General features: G+C 70.0%; 16 protein-coding genes. 1 reads left to right on the top strand and 15 read right to left on the bottom strand.

The window, feature by feature from the left end; genetic code table 11:
• Positions 1-101 precede the first annotated feature (101 nt).
• From MD221_RS08500 to MD221_RS08460, 9 genes are all read right to left on the bottom strand, one after another.
• Positions 102-686, bottom strand: coding sequence for a hypothetical protein (locus MD221_RS08500; protein ID WP_242110433.1), 585 nt, complete (start codon positions 684-686; stop codon positions 102-104).
• 3 nt (positions 687-689) lie between these two features.
• Positions 690-1,988 carry a citrate synthase gene (locus tag MD221_RS08495; RefSeq protein WP_242110431.1) on the bottom strand — a complete coding sequence of 433 codons (1,299 nt, stop codon included), beginning with the start codon at positions 1,986-1,988 and terminating at the stop codon, positions 690-692.
• A 304-nt stretch (positions 1,989-2,292) separates the two neighbouring features.
• Positions 2,293-2,535 carry a type B 50S ribosomal protein L31 gene (locus tag MD221_RS08490; protein ID WP_242110421.1) on the bottom strand — a complete coding sequence of 81 codons (243 nt, stop codon included), beginning with the start codon at positions 2,533-2,535 and terminating at the stop codon, positions 2,293-2,295.
• 110 nt (positions 2,536-2,645) lie between these two features.
• Entirely contained in the window at positions 2,646-3,578 is a 933-nt protein-coding gene (locus MD221_RS08485; RefSeq protein WP_242110411.1) for a nucleoside hydrolase, read from the bottom strand.
• A gap of 27 nt (positions 3,579-3,605) precedes the next feature.
• Complete coding sequence (locus MD221_RS08480; RefSeq protein ID WP_242110409.1) at positions 3,606-4,187, bottom strand: DUF4166 domain-containing protein; 582 nt, start codon at positions 4,185-4,187, stop codon at positions 3,606-3,608.
• A gap of 61 nt (positions 4,188-4,248) precedes the next feature.
• Positions 4,249-6,396, bottom strand: coding sequence for an ATP-dependent DNA helicase RecG (gene recG / locus MD221_RS08475; RefSeq protein ID WP_242110407.1), 2,148 nt, complete (start codon positions 6,394-6,396; stop codon positions 4,249-4,251).
• 100 nt (positions 6,397-6,496) lie between these two features.
• Entirely contained in the window at positions 6,497-8,953 is a 2,457-nt protein-coding gene (locus MD221_RS08470) for a TonB-dependent receptor (RefSeq protein WP_242110397.1), read from the bottom strand.
• 49 nt (positions 8,954-9,002) lie between these two features.
• Complete coding sequence (locus tag MD221_RS08465; protein ID WP_242110395.1) at positions 9,003-10,160, bottom strand: SO2930 family diheme c-type cytochrome; 1,158 nt, start codon at positions 10,158-10,160, stop codon at positions 9,003-9,005.
• Between the two features lie 18 nt (positions 10,161-10,178).
• The gene (locus MD221_RS08460) at positions 10,179-11,402 is read right to left on the bottom strand and encodes a parallel beta-helix domain-containing protein (protein WP_242110393.1); all 1,224 of its coding nucleotides are present in this window, start codon (positions 11,400-11,402) and stop codon (positions 10,179-10,181) included.
• A 119-nt stretch (positions 11,403-11,521) separates the two neighbouring features.
• Here MD221_RS08460 and MD221_RS08455 point away from each other — a divergent pair, with 119 nt between their 5' ends.
• Entirely contained in the window at positions 11,522-12,553 is a 1,032-nt protein-coding gene (locus tag MD221_RS08455; protein WP_242110391.1) for an AraC family transcriptional regulator, read from the top strand.
• Position 12,554: 1 nt separating this feature from the next.
• Here MD221_RS08455 and MD221_RS08450 read toward each other — a convergent pair whose 3' ends face one another.
• The 6 genes from MD221_RS08450 to MD221_RS08425 all read right to left on the bottom strand — a co-directional run bounded on the left by MD221_RS08450 (position 12,555) and on the right by MD221_RS08425 (position 17,719).
• Complete coding sequence (locus tag MD221_RS08450; RefSeq protein ID WP_242110389.1) at positions 12,555-12,938, bottom strand: RidA family protein; 384 nt, start codon at positions 12,936-12,938, stop codon at positions 12,555-12,557.
• A gap of 209 nt (positions 12,939-13,147) precedes the next feature.
• Positions 13,148-15,322: a RelA/SpoT family protein gene (locus tag MD221_RS08445; RefSeq protein WP_242110387.1), complete on the bottom strand. Its 2,175-nt coding sequence runs from the start codon at positions 15,320-15,322 to the stop codon at positions 13,148-13,150.
• Positions 15,323-15,451: 129 nt separating this feature from the next.
• Entirely contained in the window at positions 15,452-15,754 is a 303-nt protein-coding gene (rpoZ, locus tag MD221_RS08440) for a DNA-directed RNA polymerase subunit omega (RefSeq protein WP_242110385.1), read from the bottom strand.
• Between the two features lie 134 nt (positions 15,755-15,888).
• Positions 15,889-16,503: a guanylate kinase gene (gene gmk / locus MD221_RS08435; RefSeq protein ID WP_242110376.1), complete on the bottom strand. Its 615-nt coding sequence runs from the start codon at positions 16,501-16,503 to the stop codon at positions 15,889-15,891.
• 3 nt (positions 16,504-16,506) lie between these two features.
• Positions 16,507-16,854: a putative quinol monooxygenase gene (locus MD221_RS08430; RefSeq protein ID WP_242110368.1), complete on the bottom strand. Its 348-nt coding sequence runs from the start codon at positions 16,852-16,854 to the stop codon at positions 16,507-16,509.
• Positions 16,847-17,719, bottom strand: a complete 873-nt coding sequence (locus MD221_RS08425) for a YicC/YloC family endoribonuclease (protein WP_242110360.1) — start codon at positions 17,717-17,719, stop codon at positions 16,847-16,849. The genes MD221_RS08430 and MD221_RS08425 overlap by 8 nt, the downstream gene beginning before the upstream one ends.
• Between the last annotated feature and the right edge of the window lie 107 nt (positions 17,720-17,826).

The following is a 17,826-nucleotide window of genomic DNA, read 5'->3' as shown; positions in this document are numbered from 1 at the left end:
GCGCCGTCCGGCGCGCCATTCGCCACCCAAGGACATCCTGTCCGACGCCGGGCGCGCTCGGCAATGCGTGGGCACGGCGGCCCGGGACGACGCGGAGCGGTTCAGGGGGCCGCCGGACACTGCCGGAAGCCGAACACGTTGAGCTCGATCACCACGAACGCCACCAGCCACAGCAGCGCGTCCCAGGCATCCAGCCAGACCGCCGCGCCGCCCTCGGTCGCGCCGAGCACGAGCCAGGCGAACAGGAATCCGGCCAGGGTCAGGTACAGCGCGATCGCGATCCAGCGCCGCAGCGCATGCAGCAGCAGGCGTCGCGGCGGGATGCGCACTTCCAGCTCCAGCATCGCCACGACGCCGAGCCAGGTCAGCGCGTTGCCGAAATCCAGCCACTCCCCCGCCAGGGCATAGTCGCAGCAGGCCCAGAGCACCGCGCCGGCGGCGGGAATGCGCAAGGCATGCAGCCAGCGCCGCAGTCGCGGCGACGTCCTCCATCCGCCGGTCTCCCATTCGAACAGGAGCAGCAGTACGACCCAGGCCCCGGTGTCGACCTGCTCGGTCGGGGTGCCGTGCACGCCGTACAGCAGGACGTTGGCCGCCAGCAGGGCGTACACCAGCCATTTGAACGCGGCGAAGCCGCGCAGCGGACGCCGTCCGGACCAGGCCGCGCCGGCGCCCGCCTCGGGCATGCCTCAGCGCTTGTCGATCGCCACGTAGTCGCGCACGTCGCTGCCGGTGTAGATCTGCCGCGGACGGCCGATCTTGGCTTCCGGATCGACCTGCTGCTCCAGCCAGTGCGCCACCCAGCCGGCGGTGCGGGCGATGGCGAACATGACCGTGAACATCTCGGTGGGGATCTTCAGCGCCTTGTAGATGATGCCGCTGTAGAAGTCGACGTTCGGGTACAGCTTGCGCTGGATGAAGTACTCGTCCTTCAGCGCCGCCTCTTCCAGCTTCAGCGCCACTTCCAGCAGCGGATCGTCGACGTTGAGCTCGCCCAGCACCTTGTGGGTCATCTCGCGGATGATCTTGGCGCGCGGGTCGAAGTTCTTGTAGACGCGGTGGCCGAAGCCCATCAGGCGGAAGCCGGAATCCTTGTCCTTGGCCTTGGCGACGGCGCTCTCGACGTTCTTGGCGTCGCCGATCTCGGCCAGCATCTTCAGCACCGCCTCGTTGGCGCCGCCGTGCGCCGGTCCCCACAGCGCGGCGATGCCGGCGGCGACCGAGGCGTAGGGGTTGGCGCCGGTGGAGCCGACCAGGCGCACGGTGGAGGTGGAGGCGTTCTGCTCGTGGTCGGCGTGCAGGATGAACAGCAGGTCCAGCGCCTTGGCGACCACCGGGCTGATCTGCAGCGGCTCGCTCGGCACCTCGAACATCATGTGCAGGAAGCGGTCGACGTATTCGAGGTTGTTGCGCGGGTAGCGGATCGGCCAGCCGATCGAATAGCGGTAGGCGGCCGCGGCCATGGTCGGCACCTTGGCGATCAGGCGGATCGCGGCCAGGCGGCGCTGCTCCGGATCGTTGAGGTCCAGGGTGTCGTGGTAGAAGGCCGACAGCGAGGCCACCGAGGCGCACAGGATCGCCATCGGATGCGCGTCGTAGTGGAAGCCGTGCAGGAAGTTCTTCAGCGACTCGTGCATCATCGTGTGATGCGTCACCTCGTCGTCGAAGGCGGCGAATTCGGCCTTGCTCGGCAGCTCGCCGTTCATCAGCAGGTAGGCCACCTCGAGGAAACTGGAATCCTTGGCCAGCTGCTCGATCGGGTAGCCGCGGTACAGCAGCACGCCTTTGTCGCCGTCGATGTAGGTGATCGCGGACTTGCAGCTCGCCGTCGCGGTGAAGCCCGCGTCGTAGGTGAACAGTCCGGTTTCCTTGTTGAGCTTGGCGATGTCGATGCAGTCGTTGCCGAGCGTCGGCTTGAGCACCGGCAGGGCCACCGACTTGTCGCCGGCGTTCAACGTGACCTGGTCGAGTTTCTGGGATCCTGACACTGCACACACTCCTGATGACCCGCTGCCTGGACAGCGCTGGGTGGATGGGATCGGCGGTGGAAGCACGGGGCTTGCCGCGATGCAGCAATTATCGCATAGCAGGATTGGAGTCCCGACTCTGCTCCCGGAAGGCGCGCGCGATGCAGCGTTGCGCCGGGCGGACGGCGGCGGGCGCGCGGGCTTCTCGCCGCCTCGTGCGACTGCGCCGGCGCGCGGGCGCCCGATCGCGACAGTCGCGCGCAAAGAAGTCCCGAAAAGCAAACGGCCGCCCGGAGGCGGCCGCAGCGGCGTCGCGTGGCGCGGCTTACTTGGTGTAGCGGCGCTTGAACTTGTCGATACGGCCGCTGGTGTCCATCACCTTGTTCTGGCCGGTATAGAACGGATGCGTCGCCGACGAGATTTCCACCTTGATCAGCGGGTACTCGTTGCCGTCCTCCCACTTGATCGTCTCCTTGCTGCCAAGGGTCGAGCGGGTCAGGAACTTGAAGTCCGAGGTGACGTCCTGGAAGACGACGTCGCGGTACTGGGGGTGGATGTCGGCCTTCATGGCGGGCACCAATTCACGCAAGGAAAGAGCGGCATTTTAACCAGAATTCCCGGGGCGGCGCAAGCACCCGGTTTCTCCGCGCGCCCGGCCCGCCCCGGCGGCTCCCGCGCCTAGCGCAGGGCCGCCTCGATCAGGCCTTCGAACCGGGCCTGGTCGTAGCGCATCAGGATCGCCACCTTGTCCGGGCGCCCGCTCTCGCGGCGCCAGTCGACCACGGTGGCGCCGCGGCCATGGCGGCCCTCGAGCTCGATCGCCACCGGCCGGTCCACGACCTCCAGCGCGCCCTCCGGCGCCAGCGCGAAGGCCATCGCCAGGGCGTCGGCGGCGAACCAATGGTCGCCGCGCCGGTCGATCGACCACAGCCGGGTCTTCTCGGAGATGCGCTCGTAGAAGCGCCCGTGCGCGGAGCCGGACTGCAGCCAGCGCGCCACGCGCTCGTGATGCAGGCCGTGCGCGATCACCGCCTCCCAGTCGGCCAGCTCGATGCGCTCGAAGGCCTCGAGCACGATATGCGCGGCTTCCGGGTCGTAATAGATGTTGAACTCGGCGGCCGGGGTGATGTTGCCCTGGCAGGTCACCGCACCGCCCATCACCACGAAGCGCGCCACGCGCTGCGGCAGGGTGGGATCGAGCTTGAGCGCCAGCGCGATGTTGGTCAGCGGCCCCAGCGCCACCAGCAGCAGCCGGCCGGCGTGCTCGTGCGACAGGCGCAGGATCGCCAGCGCGGCGTGCTCGGCCTCGACCTGGCGTTTCGCGGCGTCGTAGCCGACGTCGCCGAAGCCGTCCTGGCCGTGCACGTAGCCGGCATCGGGCGCCGGATGCAGCAGCGGTCCGGCGCAGCCGGCGAACACCGGGATGTCCTGGCGCCCGGCGACCTCGCACAGCTTGAGCGCGTTGGCGACGGTATGCCGCAGGCCGACGTTGCCGGCGGCGATGGTCAGGCCGACGATCTCGTGGCGCGGATCGTCGAATGCCATCAGCAGGGCGAGGGCGTCGTCGACGCCGGGGTCGGTGTCGATGAGCAGCGGAGTCTTGTCGGTCATCCTGAAATCCGGACTCGGCGGGGAATTCTACCCCGTTTCGTCGGGCCGGGCCGCGCCCTGCCCCGGGCCGGCGCGCGGGTCCGGCACGATCCGCAGCACGCCCTCGTAGCGCAGCAGCAGGCCGACGGCGGCCAGCGAGAACGCGACGCCGAAGCGATAGCGACCGTCGGCCTCGACCCGCTTGTCGGCCTGCGTGCGCAGCGGCCAGCGCGGCAGCGGCAGCGCGAACGCACGCAGGCCGAGCAGGCGCCAGCGCCAGCCGCCGTCGGCCAGGTCGACGCCCAGCCGCAGTTCGACCGGCCCGTTGCGCTCGCGCCAATGGCCGTCCGGATAGCGCCCGACCGGCCGGAACGTGGACAGCAGTTCGCCGCCGGCGCCGAAGCGCCGACGCCAGCGCATCGCGCCGGCCGCATGCTCGATCGCGACCTCGAACGGTTGCCGCGCCGGTTGCAGCGGAATTCCGAGACGGCGCGCGAGGCGACGTCCGAGCAGGCCGCCAAGGCCGCTGCCCGTGCTCACCTCGACCTCGCCGCGCAGCGTTCCGCCGCCGCGGTGCAAGGCCTGCAGGGCCGGATGCAGCCGCGCGAAATCCGCGCCGAACCAGCGCATGGCGGCGGAGGCCTGCCCGGCGTCCTGCCGCTCCGGATGCGCGTCCTTAAAATACGCGTCCTCAGGCGGCGGCATAGCGCGCCGCGCTGCCGATCCAGCGGTCGACCAGGCGATCGGCCAGCTGCGGCGATTCCTGCAGCAGCCGCTCGGCGATGCGGTGCACGAACGGCAGCAGGTCGGCATCGCGCGCCAGGTCGGCGACGCGGAAGGCGGCCAGGCCGGTCTGGCGGGTGCCGAGCAGTTCGCCCGGACCGCGCAGCTCCAGGTCCTTCTCGGCGATCAGGAAGCCGTCGTTGGTCTGGCGCATGGTTTCCAGGCGCTGCCTGGCCATGGCCGAGAGCGGCGACTGGTACAGCAGCACGCAGGTCGAGGCCGCGGCGCCGCGGCCGACGCGGCCGCGCAGCTGGTGCAGCTGCGCCAGTCCGAGCCTTTCCGCGTTCTCGACGATCATCAGGGAGGCGTTGGGCACGTCGACGCCGACCTCGATGACCGTGGTCGCCACCAGCAGGTCGAGCTCGCCGGCCTTGAAGGCGGCCATCGCCGCCTGCTTCTCGCGCGCCTTCATGCGCCCGTGCACGAAGCCCACGCGCAGCCGCGGCAAGGCCTTCGACAAGGCCTCGAACGTGGCCTGCGCGGCCTGCGCTTCGATGCGGGTCCTTCCGGAGCCCGGCCACCCCTGGCCGGACTTCTCGCTGTCCTCCGACTCGTCGATGATCGTGCACACCCAGTACGCCTGCCGCCCCTCGGCGCAGGCGGTGCGGATGCGCTCCACCAGTTCCGGCCGCCGCTCGCCGCTGAGCACCACCGTCTGCACGGGCGTGCGGCCCGGCGGCAGTTCGTCGATCGCCGAGACGTCGAGATCGGCGTAGGCCGCCATCGCCAGCGTGCGCGGGATCGGCGTCGCGGTCATCACCAGCTGGTGCGGAACGCGGCCGCCCTCCCCGCCCTTGTCGCGCAGCGCCAGGCGCTGGTGCACGCCGAAGCGGTGCTGCTCGTCGACGATCGCCAGTGCGAGATCGCGGAAGACCACGCCTTCCTGCATCAGCGCATGGGTGCCGACCACCAGTTGCGCCTGGCCGCCGGCCACCGCCGCCAGCGCGGCTTCGCGCGCGCGGCCGGCGACCTTGCCCGCCAGCCAGGCAATGCGCACGCCCAGCGGCTCCAGCCACGCGCGCAGGTTGTTCAGATGCTGCTCGGCGAGCAGTTCGGTCGGTGCCATCAGCGCCGCCTGCCGGCCGTCCTCGATCGCCAGCAGCGCCGCGAGCGCCGCGACCACCGTCTTGCCGCTGCCGACATCGCCCTGCACCAGGCGCAGCATCGGCATCGGCTTGGCCAGGTCCTCGCGCACCTGCGCGTACACGCGCGCCTGCGCGCCGGTGAGCGCGAACGGCAGCGACGCGCGCAGCCGGTCGGCGAGCGTTTCGCCCCGCAGCGCCGAAGCCGCGTGCGCCTGCAGCGCGATCCGCTGCCGGCGCAGGCTGAGGTGGTGGGCGAGCAGTTCCTCCAACGCCAGGCGCCGCTGCGCGGGATGCGTGCCGGCCAGCAGCGCGGCGACGTCCGCGTCCCTGGGCGGGCGATGCATGGCCAGCAGCGCCTCGCGCAGGCCGGGCAGCGCGCGCTCGCGCAGCCAGGCCTGCGGCAGCAGTTCCAGTGCCTGCTCCTCGGGAAGATGATCCAGCGCCTGCCCGATCAGCTTGCGCACGGTCGCCGGTCCGACGCCCTCGATGGCGGGATAGACCGGATCGAGCCCTTCGCTGAGCGTGCCGGCTTCGTCCTCGCCGAGGATGCGATAGCTCGGATGCACGATTTCCAGCCCGTGCTGGCCGGGGCGCGGCGTGCCGTAGGCGCGCAGCCGCGCGCCCGGCACGAACTGCGCCGCCTGCGCGGCGCGGAAATGGAAGAAACGCAGCACCAGGGTGGCATGCGACTCGTCGCCGACGGCCACGCGCAGCACGGGCCGGTAGCGGAAACCGCGCTCCACCGCCTCCACCCGGCCCTCCACCTGCGCCGCCACGCCCGGCTGCAGCGCGCGGATCGGCGTCAGCGCCGTGCGGTCCTCGTACTGGCGCGGCAACAGCAGCCACAGGTCCTGCAGGTTGCGCAGGTCGCGCGCGGCCAGCTTCTCCGCCACGCGCGCGCCCACGCCCGGCAGGGCGGTGAGCGGGACGTGCGCGGGGTCCGTGTGGCGGGCGGGGGCGGAAGCCGGCATGCGACAAGCATGCCGGGAACGCCCGCAAACCAAAACCCCGGCGACGGGCGTGCGGCGCCCGCCGCCCGCTCCGGGACGGCGGAGGCGCAATGCGCCGAGGTCAGAACTTCAGCCCGACCTCCACGCCGTACGTGCGCGGCGTGGTGACGCGCGCGCCGACGGTGCCCAGCACGGTCTTGCCATAGGTGCCGAGCGAGTTGATGTACTGGTTGTCGAACAGGTTGTTGCCGTAGACCGACCAGCTCCAGTGGCCGCGCGGCGCGGTCCAGGTGAGGCGGGCGTCGGTGCGGTTCTGCGCCTCGCCCAGCGCGAGGGCATTGCTCAGCCCGCATTCGTTCTGGTTCTGCGATTCGTCGTTGCAGCGGGTCTTGCCGCGGTAGGCATGGCGCAGCACGAAGCGCAGGTCGCTGTCGTTGGGCAGGCGCCAGAGGTAGTTCAGGCCGCCGGCGAAGGACCAGGACGGCTCGCCGGTGGGCTGGCCGTTGAGGTTGGTGCCGCTGATCGATTCGTAGGTGCGATAGGTGGAGTCGATGTAGGCCGCGTTGAAATCCAGGCCAAGCGCCTCGGTGGCCTGCCAGGTCAGGTCGAAGTCGAGCCCGTAGGCCTCGAGGTCGGCGGTATCCACGACGAAGCGCGGGATCGTGGTGCTCCGGTCCAGGAACACCGACTGGCGATCGTTGTAGCGGTAGTAGTAGGCCGAGGCGTTGTACTGCAGGCGCAGCTCCGGGAAGGCCTGCTTGATGCCGGTCTCGAAGTTCCACACGTCCTCGTTGTCGAAGCGGCTGCCGATCTGCACGGTGTTGAAGCCGCCCGCCTTGTAGCCCTTGGCCAGCGAGGCGTAGACCATGAGGTCGTCGTTGAAATGGTAGTCGGCGACCAGGCGCGGGCTCCAGTCGCTCCAGGAATGCTTGTCGCGCACCGTCCTGCCCTTGTTCATCACCGCCGGCGGATCGATGAAGGCGATGTCGAAGACGAACGCCTCGCGCGGGATGCCGACCATGTCGAAGAAGCCGATCGCCTGCAGCTGGTCGAGGGTGGCGTCGAGGGTCGGCGCCGAGCGCGGGTTGTTCAACCAGCTGAACTGCTTCTCGTCGCGCGTGTAGCGCAGACCGAAGGTCAGGTTGAACTTGTCGTTGACGTGCCAGATCACGTCGCCGAAGGCCGCGTAGGCCTTGGTGTCGAGATGGTTGATGAAGGCCTCGTTCCAGCGATGCCCCATCAGCGTCAGAGGAATGCCGTTGGCGCGCAGCACGTCGTCGAAGAAGCCGTACAGGCGTCCGTCCGGCGTCGGCGCCAGGCCCAGGTTCTGCACGATGGTGTCCACGGCATCGGTGAAGCTGTTGATCTCGCTGCTCTGCCGCGCCTCTTCCTTGTAGTAGCTGGCACCGGCCACCCAGTCGATGCGGTCGTTGCTGCCGCTGAACTTGAACTCCTGGTAGTAGTTGCGGTTGCTCTCGGTATTGGTCGAATCCACGTACAGGTAACGGCGGTTGGTGCCGTCCTCGTCGACGCCGGCGTTGGCGGCGTCGTAGTCGTGCCAGGCCGAGGTGGAGGCGAAGTGCCCCCACTCGAAGCTGTGCTCGATGCTCAGCGTCAGGCCGTCGTAGCGCCGGGTCTCGGCATTGCCGTTGCCGATGGTGTCGTTGGTGGTGGGGATCTTGCGCGGATCCAGATAGGCGTTCTCGTCGACCGGCAGCGGCGGCAGCCCCGGCGCCGCGGGCAGCGGCACGATGCCGGTGGTGGCCTGCGCGCGCTGGTCCATGCTCTCGTGGTCCCAGCTCAGCTGCAGGCTGGTGTTGTCGCCCAGGCGGGTGCGGAAGGCGGCGCGCGTGGCCCAGTTGTTCTCCGGACTGAGGTCCTCGCCGGTGGCGGCGTCGCGCAGCCAGCCGTTGCTGTGGTTGAACAGGCCGTTCAAGCGCAGTGCGGAGTCCTCGCTGGTCGGCAGGTTCAGCATCGCCTCCAGGTATTGCCGGTGGTCGTTGCCCAGGCGCAGCTTGGCGCGCGCCTCCAGCTCCTTGCCCGGCTTGTTGGTGACCACCGAGATCGCGCCGGCGGCGGTGTTGCGGCCGAACAGGGTGCCCTGCGGCCCCTTCAGCACCTCGATGCGCTCGACATCGGTGAAAGGCAGCAGCACGCCGCCGCCGTGCCCGGCGTAGACGCCGTCGATGAAAACGCCTACCGCCGGATCGGTGCCGATGCCGAAGTCGTTGGTCTGGATGCCGCGCAGGCGGAATTCCGGCTGGGTGGGCTGCAGGCTGTCGACCTGCAGGCCGGGAACGAAACTGTCGATGTCGCCCAGGTCCTGCGCGGCGATGTCGTCGAGCATGCGCTGGTTGACCACCTGCAGCGCGATCGGGACGTCCTGCAATTCCTGCTCGCGGCTCTGCGCCGTGACCATGATGCGGTCCAGCGTGACCGCCTCCTCCCGCGGCGCGTCGGCCGCCGCCGGTGCCGGCGAAGCCTCCTGGGCGAATCCCGCCCCGGCGAACGACAGGACGCACGCGCCGATCAGCGCGCGACGCATGGACAGGCACAGCACATGTTGTTTCAGCGACATTTCCCTCTCCCCTCGCGTTGGTTGTAAGGCCGCTCCCTGGCCTGCCGATTCAGCTCTTGTCTTCGCAGCCCCCTGCTTCCATCGCCGCGATCCACTCCTTGATCAGTTCGACGCCCTCGCGGTGCACCACGTCCCGCCCCAGTTCCGGCATCATCACGCCCGGGTCGTCGCTGTCCATACGGTAGACCATAATCGACTGGTCTGGTTTGCCGGGCACGATGCCGTAGCGGCGGTCGCCGGTGCCGCGCCCGGCCGCCACCGGCGGCTTGCACAGGCCCAGGTGGCGCGGATCGCGGCTGCCGATCTCCAGCAGCAGGCCGGAGGTGTCGGCCGGTCCGTGGGCGTTGTGGCAATGCGCGCAGTTGACGTCGAGGTAGGCGCGGGCACGCGCTTCCAGGCTGTCGTGGGCGGCGTCGCGCCAGTTGGCGTTGCGCGGTACGCCCTGCCCCGGTACGCCGGCCAGGTAGCCGAGCCTGCTCCAGTGGGCGAGCTGGTTCTCGGCGCCGCCATCATAGGCGTAATCGCGATTGAGATGGCGCGCCTTGGGCCCCAGCGGCTGGATCAGCCGCGTGGTGTTGTTGCTGGCATGGCAGCCCGCGCACTGGTTCTGGTCGGGCACCTGGTAGGTGAAGTCCTCGCGGCTGCCGTCCTCGGCCACCAGCTGCAGCGCGACGCTGTCGCCGGTGCGCATCAGCTCGGCCTCGGTCTGCTCGCGGTTCCAGACGTAGGCCAGCGCCACCCAGCCCGAGGCGCGGCGCACCAGCAGGCGCGTTTCGACCATGCGCACGTTGCGCAGGTTCAGGCCCTGGCCGTCGCGGTCGCGCGACTCGTCGTAGGTGCGCGCCACCGCGTCGCCGCCGCCGGCGGCGCGGGGATAGAAGAAGGTCTTGCTGAGGATCGTGCCGACCGGGAAATCGAAGGCCTCCTCCGGACGGTACTTCGCCGCCTTGCCGCCGGGCATCCACACCGTGCGCAGCTTGTGCGCATAGTCGGAGAACAGCGGCGTGTTGAGATCGAACGGCACCACACCCTTGTTCAGGACCAGGCGCTTGCCGTCGCCGCTCACAACGCCCCAGTCGCTGAGCTTGGGCGGATAGCCGTCGGCGTGGAAGCGCACCGGCGCCGGCTCGCGCGCGCAGCCGGCGAGCAGGAGCAACGACAACGCCAGCCATCCCAGGACCCGCACGCGCATGCTGCCAATCGTCATGGGATCGATCACCGGCGCCTATCCCAGCTGCAAGGTCACCGCCGGCAGCGGATCGAGCTTGCAGTTGAACGGCGCCGCATCGGCCTTCGGGTTCTTGTTCTTGTTGGGGCCGTCGGCATTGATCACGCCCGAGGCGCCCTGGATGCAGATCTGCGGCCCTTCCGCGCGCTTGGTGTTGACGTAGCCGTCCCACATCACGTCGGGCAGGCGGCCGTTGAGGCCGAACATCGCCAGCTTCAGCGCCTTCAGTTCCAGGCCGTCGGGCGAGTCGCCGCCGCCGCTGAACTTGTTGTCGTGCACGTAGATACGCTCGGGATACGGATCGAAGGTCGGCGCCGGCTTGTACTTGCCCTCGTAGCCGGCCGAGTAGTGGCTGGCGATGATGACGTTGGCGGTCTTGTTGTCGGCGACCTCGTTGCCGAAGATCTCCACGTCGTCGTTGGACATGACCACCACGCCCGAGCCGGCCGGCACGCTGGCCACCGCGGTGCCCTTGCGGCCGAAGTTGTCGGTGTTGTTCTTGAAGATCCTGTTGTTGAACACGCGCGTGGTGTGGCCGGGCTGCGGCAGGTCGGGCATGTTGAACACCAGGATGCCGCCGGTGTTCTCGGTGGCGACGTTGTCGTGGACGTCGGCGCCGATGCAGTTCTCGATCTCGATGCCGGCGACGTTGCGCTCGGCGCGGTTGTTGCGCACCACGATGTTCTTCGACTGGCCGACGTAGATGCCGGCGTCGGAGGCGCCGATCACCACCGAGTCCTCGATCAGCACGTTGCTGCTCTGCACCGGGTACAGGCCGTAGGCGCCGTTGTCTGTGTCCGGCCCATTGGTCCATTCCACGCGCACGCCGCGGATGACGATGTTCTTGCCCTCGTTGACCTTCAGGCCGTCGCCCTTGCTGTCCTCGATGGCGAGGTTCTCCAGGGTGAAGTCGTCGGCGTTGACGATCAGGCCCTCGGCGCCGCTCTTCTGGCCCTTGAAGCTGAGCACGGTCTGGTCCTTGCCGGCGCCGCGGATGGTTACCCCGTCCACGCGCAGGCTCAGGCTGCGCTCGAAGGCGTAGTGGCCGGCGGGAATCTCGATGACCTCGCCCGGCTTGGCGTCGAGCAGGCGCTGCTGCAGGGTTTTCTGGAACTCGGTGTTCGCGGCCGGCGCCTGGGTCTTGCCGGCGTCGCCCTGCCCGTCGCCGCCGCAGCCGGCCAGCAGGCCGAGCACGGTGGCAACCCAAAGTGTGCGCTTCATCGCATCCTCTCCCCGCCGGCGCGGTGCCGGCCTGCGCATTGCAGTCTCGATCGCGCGCCGTCGCAAGTGGAGGGCAATCGCGGCATACTGACGGGGGGCAAAACGGACAATTTATCCCTGTGCAGCATCCGCCCGCCGATCCGCGGCTGACCACGGCCAGCAACGCCACCAACATCCTCTCCGGCCTATGCCAGCTCGCCGACGAGCAGGCGGTGGCCTGCGAGCCGTGGTTCTCCGGATTGCGGCTGACGCGGGCGCAGATCGACGACGCCGGCGTGCGCGTGTCCTACCGCCAGGCCAGCCGCATCGTGCAGCGCGCCCTGCGCGCGCTGCCGTTCCCCGACCTCGGCCTGCGCCTGGGCAGCCGCCAGAACATCGGCAACTTCGGCCTGCTCGGCCTGGCGATGATGACCGCGCGCACCTTCGGCGAGGCCGTGGGCATCGGCCTGCAGTACGCGCCGATTTCCGGCGGCCTGATGGACGTGGAAATGGACGCCTCCGAGCCCGGCGCGGTCGCGATGGTCGCGCACCAGCGCGCGCAGGAGCCGCAGATCCTGCCGTTCCTGTGCGAGGAACTGTTCGTCAGCACGCTGATGCTGTGCCGCGGCCTGGTCGGCGCGGAGTTCGCGCCGCGCCGCCTGGAGCTGACGTACGCCGCGCCGGCCTACGCCGCGCAATACCGGCCGCTGTTCGGCTGCGAGATCCGCTTCGGCATGCCGCGCAACCGCGTGATCATCGACGGCGCCTGGATGCAACGCCCGCTGCCCACCTACAACCCGGTCAGCGCGCAGCAGGCGCTGGCGCTGTGCCGCGCGATGATGCCCAGCGGACAGGGGGCCAGCGAGATCGTCGCCACCGTGCGCAACCTGCTGCGCGAGCGCATGGCCGAAAGCCCGCGGCTGGCCGACATCGCCGCCGACCTGCACCTCACCGAACGCACCCTGCGCCGCCAGCTCTCGGCCGCCGGCGCCGGATTCAAGGAAATCCACGACCAGCTGCGCAGCGAGCGAGCGCGCGACCTGCTGCACGAGGGCCAGCTGTCGATCGCGCAGATCGGCGCGCGCGTGGGCTTCCGCGACGCGCGCGAGTTCCGCCGCGCCTTCAAGCGCTGGACCGGCGTCGCGCCGCGCGAGGCGCGCGGCCGCGGCTGAGTCAGGGCAGGACCAGGATCGCGTCCACCTCGAACTGGGCGCCCTTGGGCAGCGCCGAGACCTCGATGGTGGAGCGCGCCGGATACGGCGCGGCGAAGTATTCGCCCATCACCGCGTTCACCGCCGCGAACGCGCCCAGGTCGGTGAGGTACAGGCCCACGCGCACCACGTCCTCGAGCGAGCCGCCCGCCGCGGCGCAGACCGCCTTGAGGTTTTCGAAGGCGCGCCGCGCCTGGGCCTCGACGTCGCCCTCGACGAGCGCGCCGGTGGCCGGATCGAGCGCGATCTGGCCGGAGAGAAAGACGGTGCCGCCGGCGCGGGTGGCCTGCGAATAGGGGCCGATGGCGGCAGGCGCCTGGTCGGTGGCGATGGGGGTGCGGGGCATGGGCTGTCGGCGTTGGTTGCGAAGAAGGACGAGTGTAATCCCTCCTCCGGCCCGACGGCGGGGGGGGGCGGCGGCGGGGGGTGGTGCTCGGCGGGCCGCGCGTCTAGCGCTTCGCGGCATGCCGGTTGCGCCGGCGACTGCGCGGGAGGGCGGCATGCGCATGCCGCCCTCCCGCGCAGTCGCCGGCGCAACCGGCATGCAGCGAAGCGCTAGACGCGCTGCACGCCGTGCACCACCCCGAGCCGCCGCACCCGCCGGATCACTTCCGCCAGGTGCTCGCGATCCCGCACCTCGATGGAGAAGCGGATCGCCGCGACATTGGTGTCGCGCTCCAGGTATTCCACGCCGTCGATGTTGGATTCGGCCTGCGCGATCGCCGCTGCCACCTGCGCCAGCACGCCCGGCCGGTTGCCCACCTCGATGCGCAGCGCGACCTGGAAGTCGCCGCTCACCTCGCGGTCCCAGCCGATCGCCACCCAGCGCTCGGGCGACTTGCGGTATTCGGCCACGTTGGGGCAGTCCAGGCGGTGCACCACGATCCCGCGCCCGGCAGTGTGGTAGCCCATGATCTCGTCGCCCGGGATCGGCATGCAGCACTGCGCGAAGGTCACCACGCCGCGCTCGTTGCCGGTGATCAGGATGCGGTCGCCGTCGCGCGGCACGCGCACGTTGCCCGGCGGCTGCGGCAGGTCGGCGCCCTGCTTGGCCAGGGCCTGCGCCACCTGCGAGGGCATGCGGTTGCCGAGCGCGATGTCGGCGAGCAGTTCCTCCAGGCGCGGATAGCGGTATTCGGCCAGATAGGCCTCCAGCAGCGCGGTGGGCAGGCGCTCGAGCGAACTGCCGAGATCCTCCAGGGCGCGGTCGAGCATGCGATGGCCGAGCTGCACCGCGTCCTCGTGCTCGAGATGCTTGAGCTGGTGGCGGATCGCGGTGCGCGCCTTGCTGGTGACCACGAACTCCAGCCACTGCGGCTTGGGCGAGGACGATTTGGCGGTGATGATCTCCACCTTCTGCCCGCTGACGAGCTTGGTGCGCAGCGGCACCAGCTTGCGGTCCACGCGCGCGGCCACCGACTGGTTGCCGACGTCGGTGTGCACCGCATAGGCGAAGTCGAGCGCGGTGGAGTTGCGCGGCAGCGACAGGATGTCGCCCTTGGGCGTGAACAGGTAGACCTCGTCCGGGAACAGGTCGACCTTGACGTTCTCCAGGAACTCCAGCGACGAGCCGGTGGCGCGCTGCGACTCGAGCAGGTTGGCGATCCACGAATGCGCGCGCGTCTGCGCGCTGTTGGGCGACCCGCCGTGCTTGTAGGCCCAGTGCGCGGCGATGCCGCGCTCGGCGATCAGGTCCATCTCCTCGGTGCGGATCTGCACCTCGATCGGCGAGCCGTAGGGGCCGAACAGCACCGTGTGCAGCGACTGGTAGCCGTTGGCCTTGGGAATGGCGATGAAATCGCGGAAGCGGCCGTCGAGCGGCTTGAACACCGAATGCGCCACGCCGAGCGCGTGGTAGCAGTCGGCCACGCTGGGCACGATGATGCGGAAGCCGAACACGTCCATCACCTGGGCGAAGGTCTTCCCCTCGGCCTGCATCTTGCTGTAGATGCTCCACGGCGACTTCACCCGGCTCACCAGCCGGTACTGCAGCCCCTCGTTGGTCAGCCGCTGCGCCAGCTGCGCCTCGATCTTGGCCATCGCCTCGCGCCGCACCAGCGGCTGCGAGCGGATGCGCTTCTCCAGCACCAGGTGGCGCACCGGATGCAGGGCATGGAAGCCCAGGTCCTGCAGCTCCGACTTGATCAGGTTCATGCCCAGGCGCTGGGCGATCGGGGCGTAGATCTCCAGCGTCTCGCGGGCGATGCGCTCGCGCGCCTCGGCCGACTGCGCGCCCAGCGTGCGCATGTTGTGCAGGCGGTCGGCCAGCTTGATCAGGATCACGCGCAGGTCGCGCGCCATGGCCAGCAGCATCTTGCGGAAGCTCTCGGCGGCGGCTTCCTGGCGGTCCTGGAACTTGAGCTTGTCCAGCTTGGTGACGCCGTCGACCAGCTCGGCCACGGTCTCGCCGAACTGGCCGGCGAGCTCCTCGCGGGTCAGCGGCGTGTCCTCGATGGTGTCGTGCAGGATCGCGGCGACCAGGGTCTCCACGTCGACGTGCTGCTCGGCCAGCACCCGCGCCACCGCCACCGGATGGGTGATGTAGGGCTCGCCCGACTTGCGCGTCTGCCCCACGTGGGCGGCGGCGCCCACGGCCCAGGCGCGGCGCAGCAGCAGGCGCTGCTCCTCCGGCAGGTAGGTGGCGGCCTGCTCCAGATCGCGCACGTAGTCCGGCACCGCCTCGTCGGCGGGCACGGACACGGATCGAAGGGCAGGCTCGGGAGGATTCATCCCGCTGAGCCTAAGGCAAAACACCGAACGCGGGGAGCCGGCGGCGGGCGCAGAAAAACAAAGGCCCCGCCGAAGCGGGGTCTCGCGTGCCGTCCGAGCGCCGGCGCGGCGCCCGGTGCAGGCGGTTGCTTACAGGTCGTCGCCCTTGGACATGTCGTCGTCGGCGACCACCTCGGCGGCGGCCCATTCCAGCGCCTCGCGTTCCTTGCGCTCGCGCTCGGACTTGTCGACGGCGTCGATGAAGGGCTGGTCGATGCGGCGCGCGGCGATCTCGCGCAGCGCCAGCACGGTCGGCTTGTCGTCATGCTCGCTGTTGTCCAGCTGCGGCTCGACGCCGTTGGCGAGCTGGCGCGCGCGCTTGGCGGCCATCATGACGAGCTCGAAGCGGTTGTCGACCACTTCCAGGCAATCTTCTACGGTGATGCGGGCCATAACACTCCCGGCGGCCTGAGGGCCGTCGACTCGAAGGAAAAAGGGATGCGGAATTATGGGGATTCGCCCCCTTTTCCGCAAGCCAACTCTTTAGAATCAACCACTTATATCGGGTTTTGAGGCCGACGGGCGGCTCAGTCCTCCAGCAGGGCCCGGATCAGCCCGTCGTGCCGGACCGCCTGCGCCTCCCGGCGCAGCCGGCTGGCGACGAAGATCGAGCACATCTCGGCGACGGCGGTGTCGAAGTCCTCGTTGACGATGACGTAGTCGAACTCGTCGTAGTGCGACATCTCCTCGCGCGCGGCGGCCAGCCGCTGCGCCATCACCGCCTCGCTGTCCTGCCCGCGCTTGCGCATGCGCTGGTCGAGCGCGGCGCGCGAGGGCGGCAGGATGAACACGCTCACCGCATCGGGCACCTTCTCGCGCACCTGGCGCGCGCCCTGCCAGTCGATCTCCAGCAGCACGTCGCGCCCGGCCGCCAGTTGCGGCTCCACCGACTGCCTGGCTGTGCCCTTCCAATCGCCGTGCACCAGCGCGTACTCGAAGAAATCGCCGGCCTCGATCATCTGCCGGAACTCGTCCTTGCCGATGAAGTGGTAGTGCTCGGCATGGCGCTCGCCCGGCCGCGGATTGCGCGAGGTGAAGGAGATCGACAGCGCGATCCCCGGATCGCGCGCCAGGCAGGCGTTGACGATGCTGGATTTGCCCGCGCCCGAGGGCGCCGCCACGATGAATAGGGTTCCGCGCATGGATCAGATGTTCCCCTGGCCGTCCGGCGCGGCCGCCTGCAATCGGTCCGCCACCGGACTGAGCATGATCTCCGGCAGCCGCTCGGCCACCGCCTCGTCCATCGCACGGCCGTCCTCGTCCGCCGGCATGGCGAAGGCGTCGCGGCGCGCCTGCGCGCTGGGCCAGACCGCATAGCCGTACCAGAGGCCGTCGTCGCCGCGATGCAGGCGCGAGCCGAGCGAGCCGCCGCGCGCGCGCAGCGCATCGGTGCGGCGTGTCCAGGCCTGGACGAACTGCGCCTCCATCCCCGGCTTCACCTTCCAGCGGTACAGGAAGGCCACCGGCCCGGTCGCGGCGACCGCGCTATTCAATGTTCTGCACCTGCTCGCGGATCTGGTCGATCAGCACCTTCAGCTCGACCGCCAGGTTGGTGGTGCGGGTGTCGACCGACTTCGAACCCAGGGTATTGGCCTCGCGGTTGAACTCCTGCAGCAGGAAGTCCAGCCGCCGTCCCACCGGCTCGCGCTGGGTGAAGACGCGGCGGATCTCGTCGATGTGGCTGTCGAGGCGGTCGAGCTCCTCGTCCACGTCGAGCTTCTGCAGCCACAGCACCAGCTCCTGCTCCAGCCGCCCGGCCTCGAAGCCGTTCGGGCCCGACTGCGTCAGGTCGGCCAGGCGCGTTTCGAGCTTGGCGCGCTGCCCGGCGCGGATGGCCGGCATCAGGGCGCGGGCCTCGGCCGCGCAGCGGGCGATGGCGTCCACGCGCTCCAGGATGACGGCGACCAGCTTGCCGCCCTCGCGCTCGCGCGCCTGCAGGAAATCGTCCAGCACCGCATCGAGCAATGCCATCGCCTCGGCCTGCAGGGCGGCGGGATCACCGGCCTTGGACTGCAGCACGCCGGGGAACTGCAGCAGCTCGGTGAATTCCACGCGCAGCTTCGGGAAGCGCGCGTCCAGGTCCAGCGCCAGCTCGGAAAGCTGCCCGACCCGCGCGGCGTTGACCTGCAGCGTGTCGCCGCCCTCGCCCGCGCGCAGGCGCAGGCTGAGATCGACCTTGCCGCGCGAGACGCGCGCGCCCACGCGCTCGCGCAGCGCCGGTTCCAGCGCGCGCAGCTCGTCGGGCAGGCGCACGCCCAGTTCCAGGAAGCGATGATTGACCGCGCGCAGCTCGCAGCCGAGCGTGCCCCATTCGGTGCTGCGCTCGCCCGAGGCGAAGGCGGTCATGCTGCGGATCATGCCGGGAACCTCGTGGGAGGTCTGAATGGGCGCAGCAGTATGCCTCAGGCCGCGCATCGGCGCAGATCGACCGCCGTCGACGCCGCCGGCCGGCCCTCGCCCGCCTG

The sequence above is a fragment of the Luteimonas aquatica genome (assembly GCF_022662575.1).
In the GTDB taxonomy this organism is placed as follows: Bacteria; Pseudomonadota; Gammaproteobacteria; order Xanthomonadales; family Xanthomonadaceae; genus Luteimonas; species Luteimonas aquatica.
The sequence above is the reverse complement of the archived record's forward strand: the minus strand, read 5'-3'. Positions and strand labels throughout refer to the sequence as shown.

Excerpts from the sequence above, each read along its gene's own strand:
- MD221_RS08500 (WP_242110433.1), bottom strand. The coding sequence starts at position 686 with ATGCCCGAGGCGGGCGCCGGCGCGGCCTGGTCCGGACGGCGTCCGCTG.
- MD221_RS08490 (WP_242110421.1), bottom strand. The coding sequence starts at position 2,535 with ATGAAGGCCGACATCCACCCCCAGTACCGCGACGTCGTCTTCCAGGAC.
- MD221_RS08485 (WP_242110411.1), bottom strand. The coding sequence starts at position 3,578 with ATGACCGACAAGACTCCGCTGCTCATCGACACCGACCCCGGCGTCGAC.
- MD221_RS08480 (WP_242110409.1), bottom strand. The coding sequence starts at position 4,187 with ATGCGCTGGTTCGGCGCGGATTTCGCGCGGCTGCATCCGGCCCTGCAG.
- recG (WP_242110407.1), bottom strand. The coding sequence starts at position 6,396 with ATGCCGGCTTCCGCCCCCGCCCGCCACACGGACCCCGCGCACGTCCCG.
- MD221_RS08470 (WP_242110397.1), bottom strand. The coding sequence starts at position 8,953 with ATGTCGCTGAAACAACATGTGCTGTGCCTGTCCATGCGTCGCGCGCTG.
- MD221_RS08465 (WP_242110395.1), bottom strand. The coding sequence starts at position 10,160 with ATGACGATTGGCAGCATGCGCGTGCGGGTCCTGGGATGGCTGGCGTTG.
- MD221_RS08460 (WP_242110393.1), bottom strand. The coding sequence starts at position 11,402 with ATGAAGCGCACACTTTGGGTTGCCACCGTGCTCGGCCTGCTGGCCGGC.
- MD221_RS08450 (WP_242110389.1), bottom strand. The coding sequence starts at position 12,938 with ATGCCCCGCACCCCCATCGCCACCGACCAGGCGCCTGCCGCCATCGGC.
- MD221_RS08445 (WP_242110387.1), bottom strand. The coding sequence starts at position 15,322 with ATGAATCCTCCCGAGCCTGCCCTTCGATCCGTGTCCGTGCCCGCCGAC.
- rpoZ (WP_242110385.1), bottom strand. The coding sequence starts at position 15,754 with ATGGCCCGCATCACCGTAGAAGATTGCCTGGAAGTGGTCGACAACCGC.
- gmk (WP_242110376.1), bottom strand. The coding sequence starts at position 16,503 with ATGCGCGGAACCCTATTCATCGTGGCGGCGCCCTCGGGCGCGGGCAAA.
- MD221_RS08425 (WP_242110360.1), bottom strand. The coding sequence starts at position 17,719 with ATGATCCGCAGCATGACCGCCTTCGCCTCGGGCGAGCGCAGCACCGAA.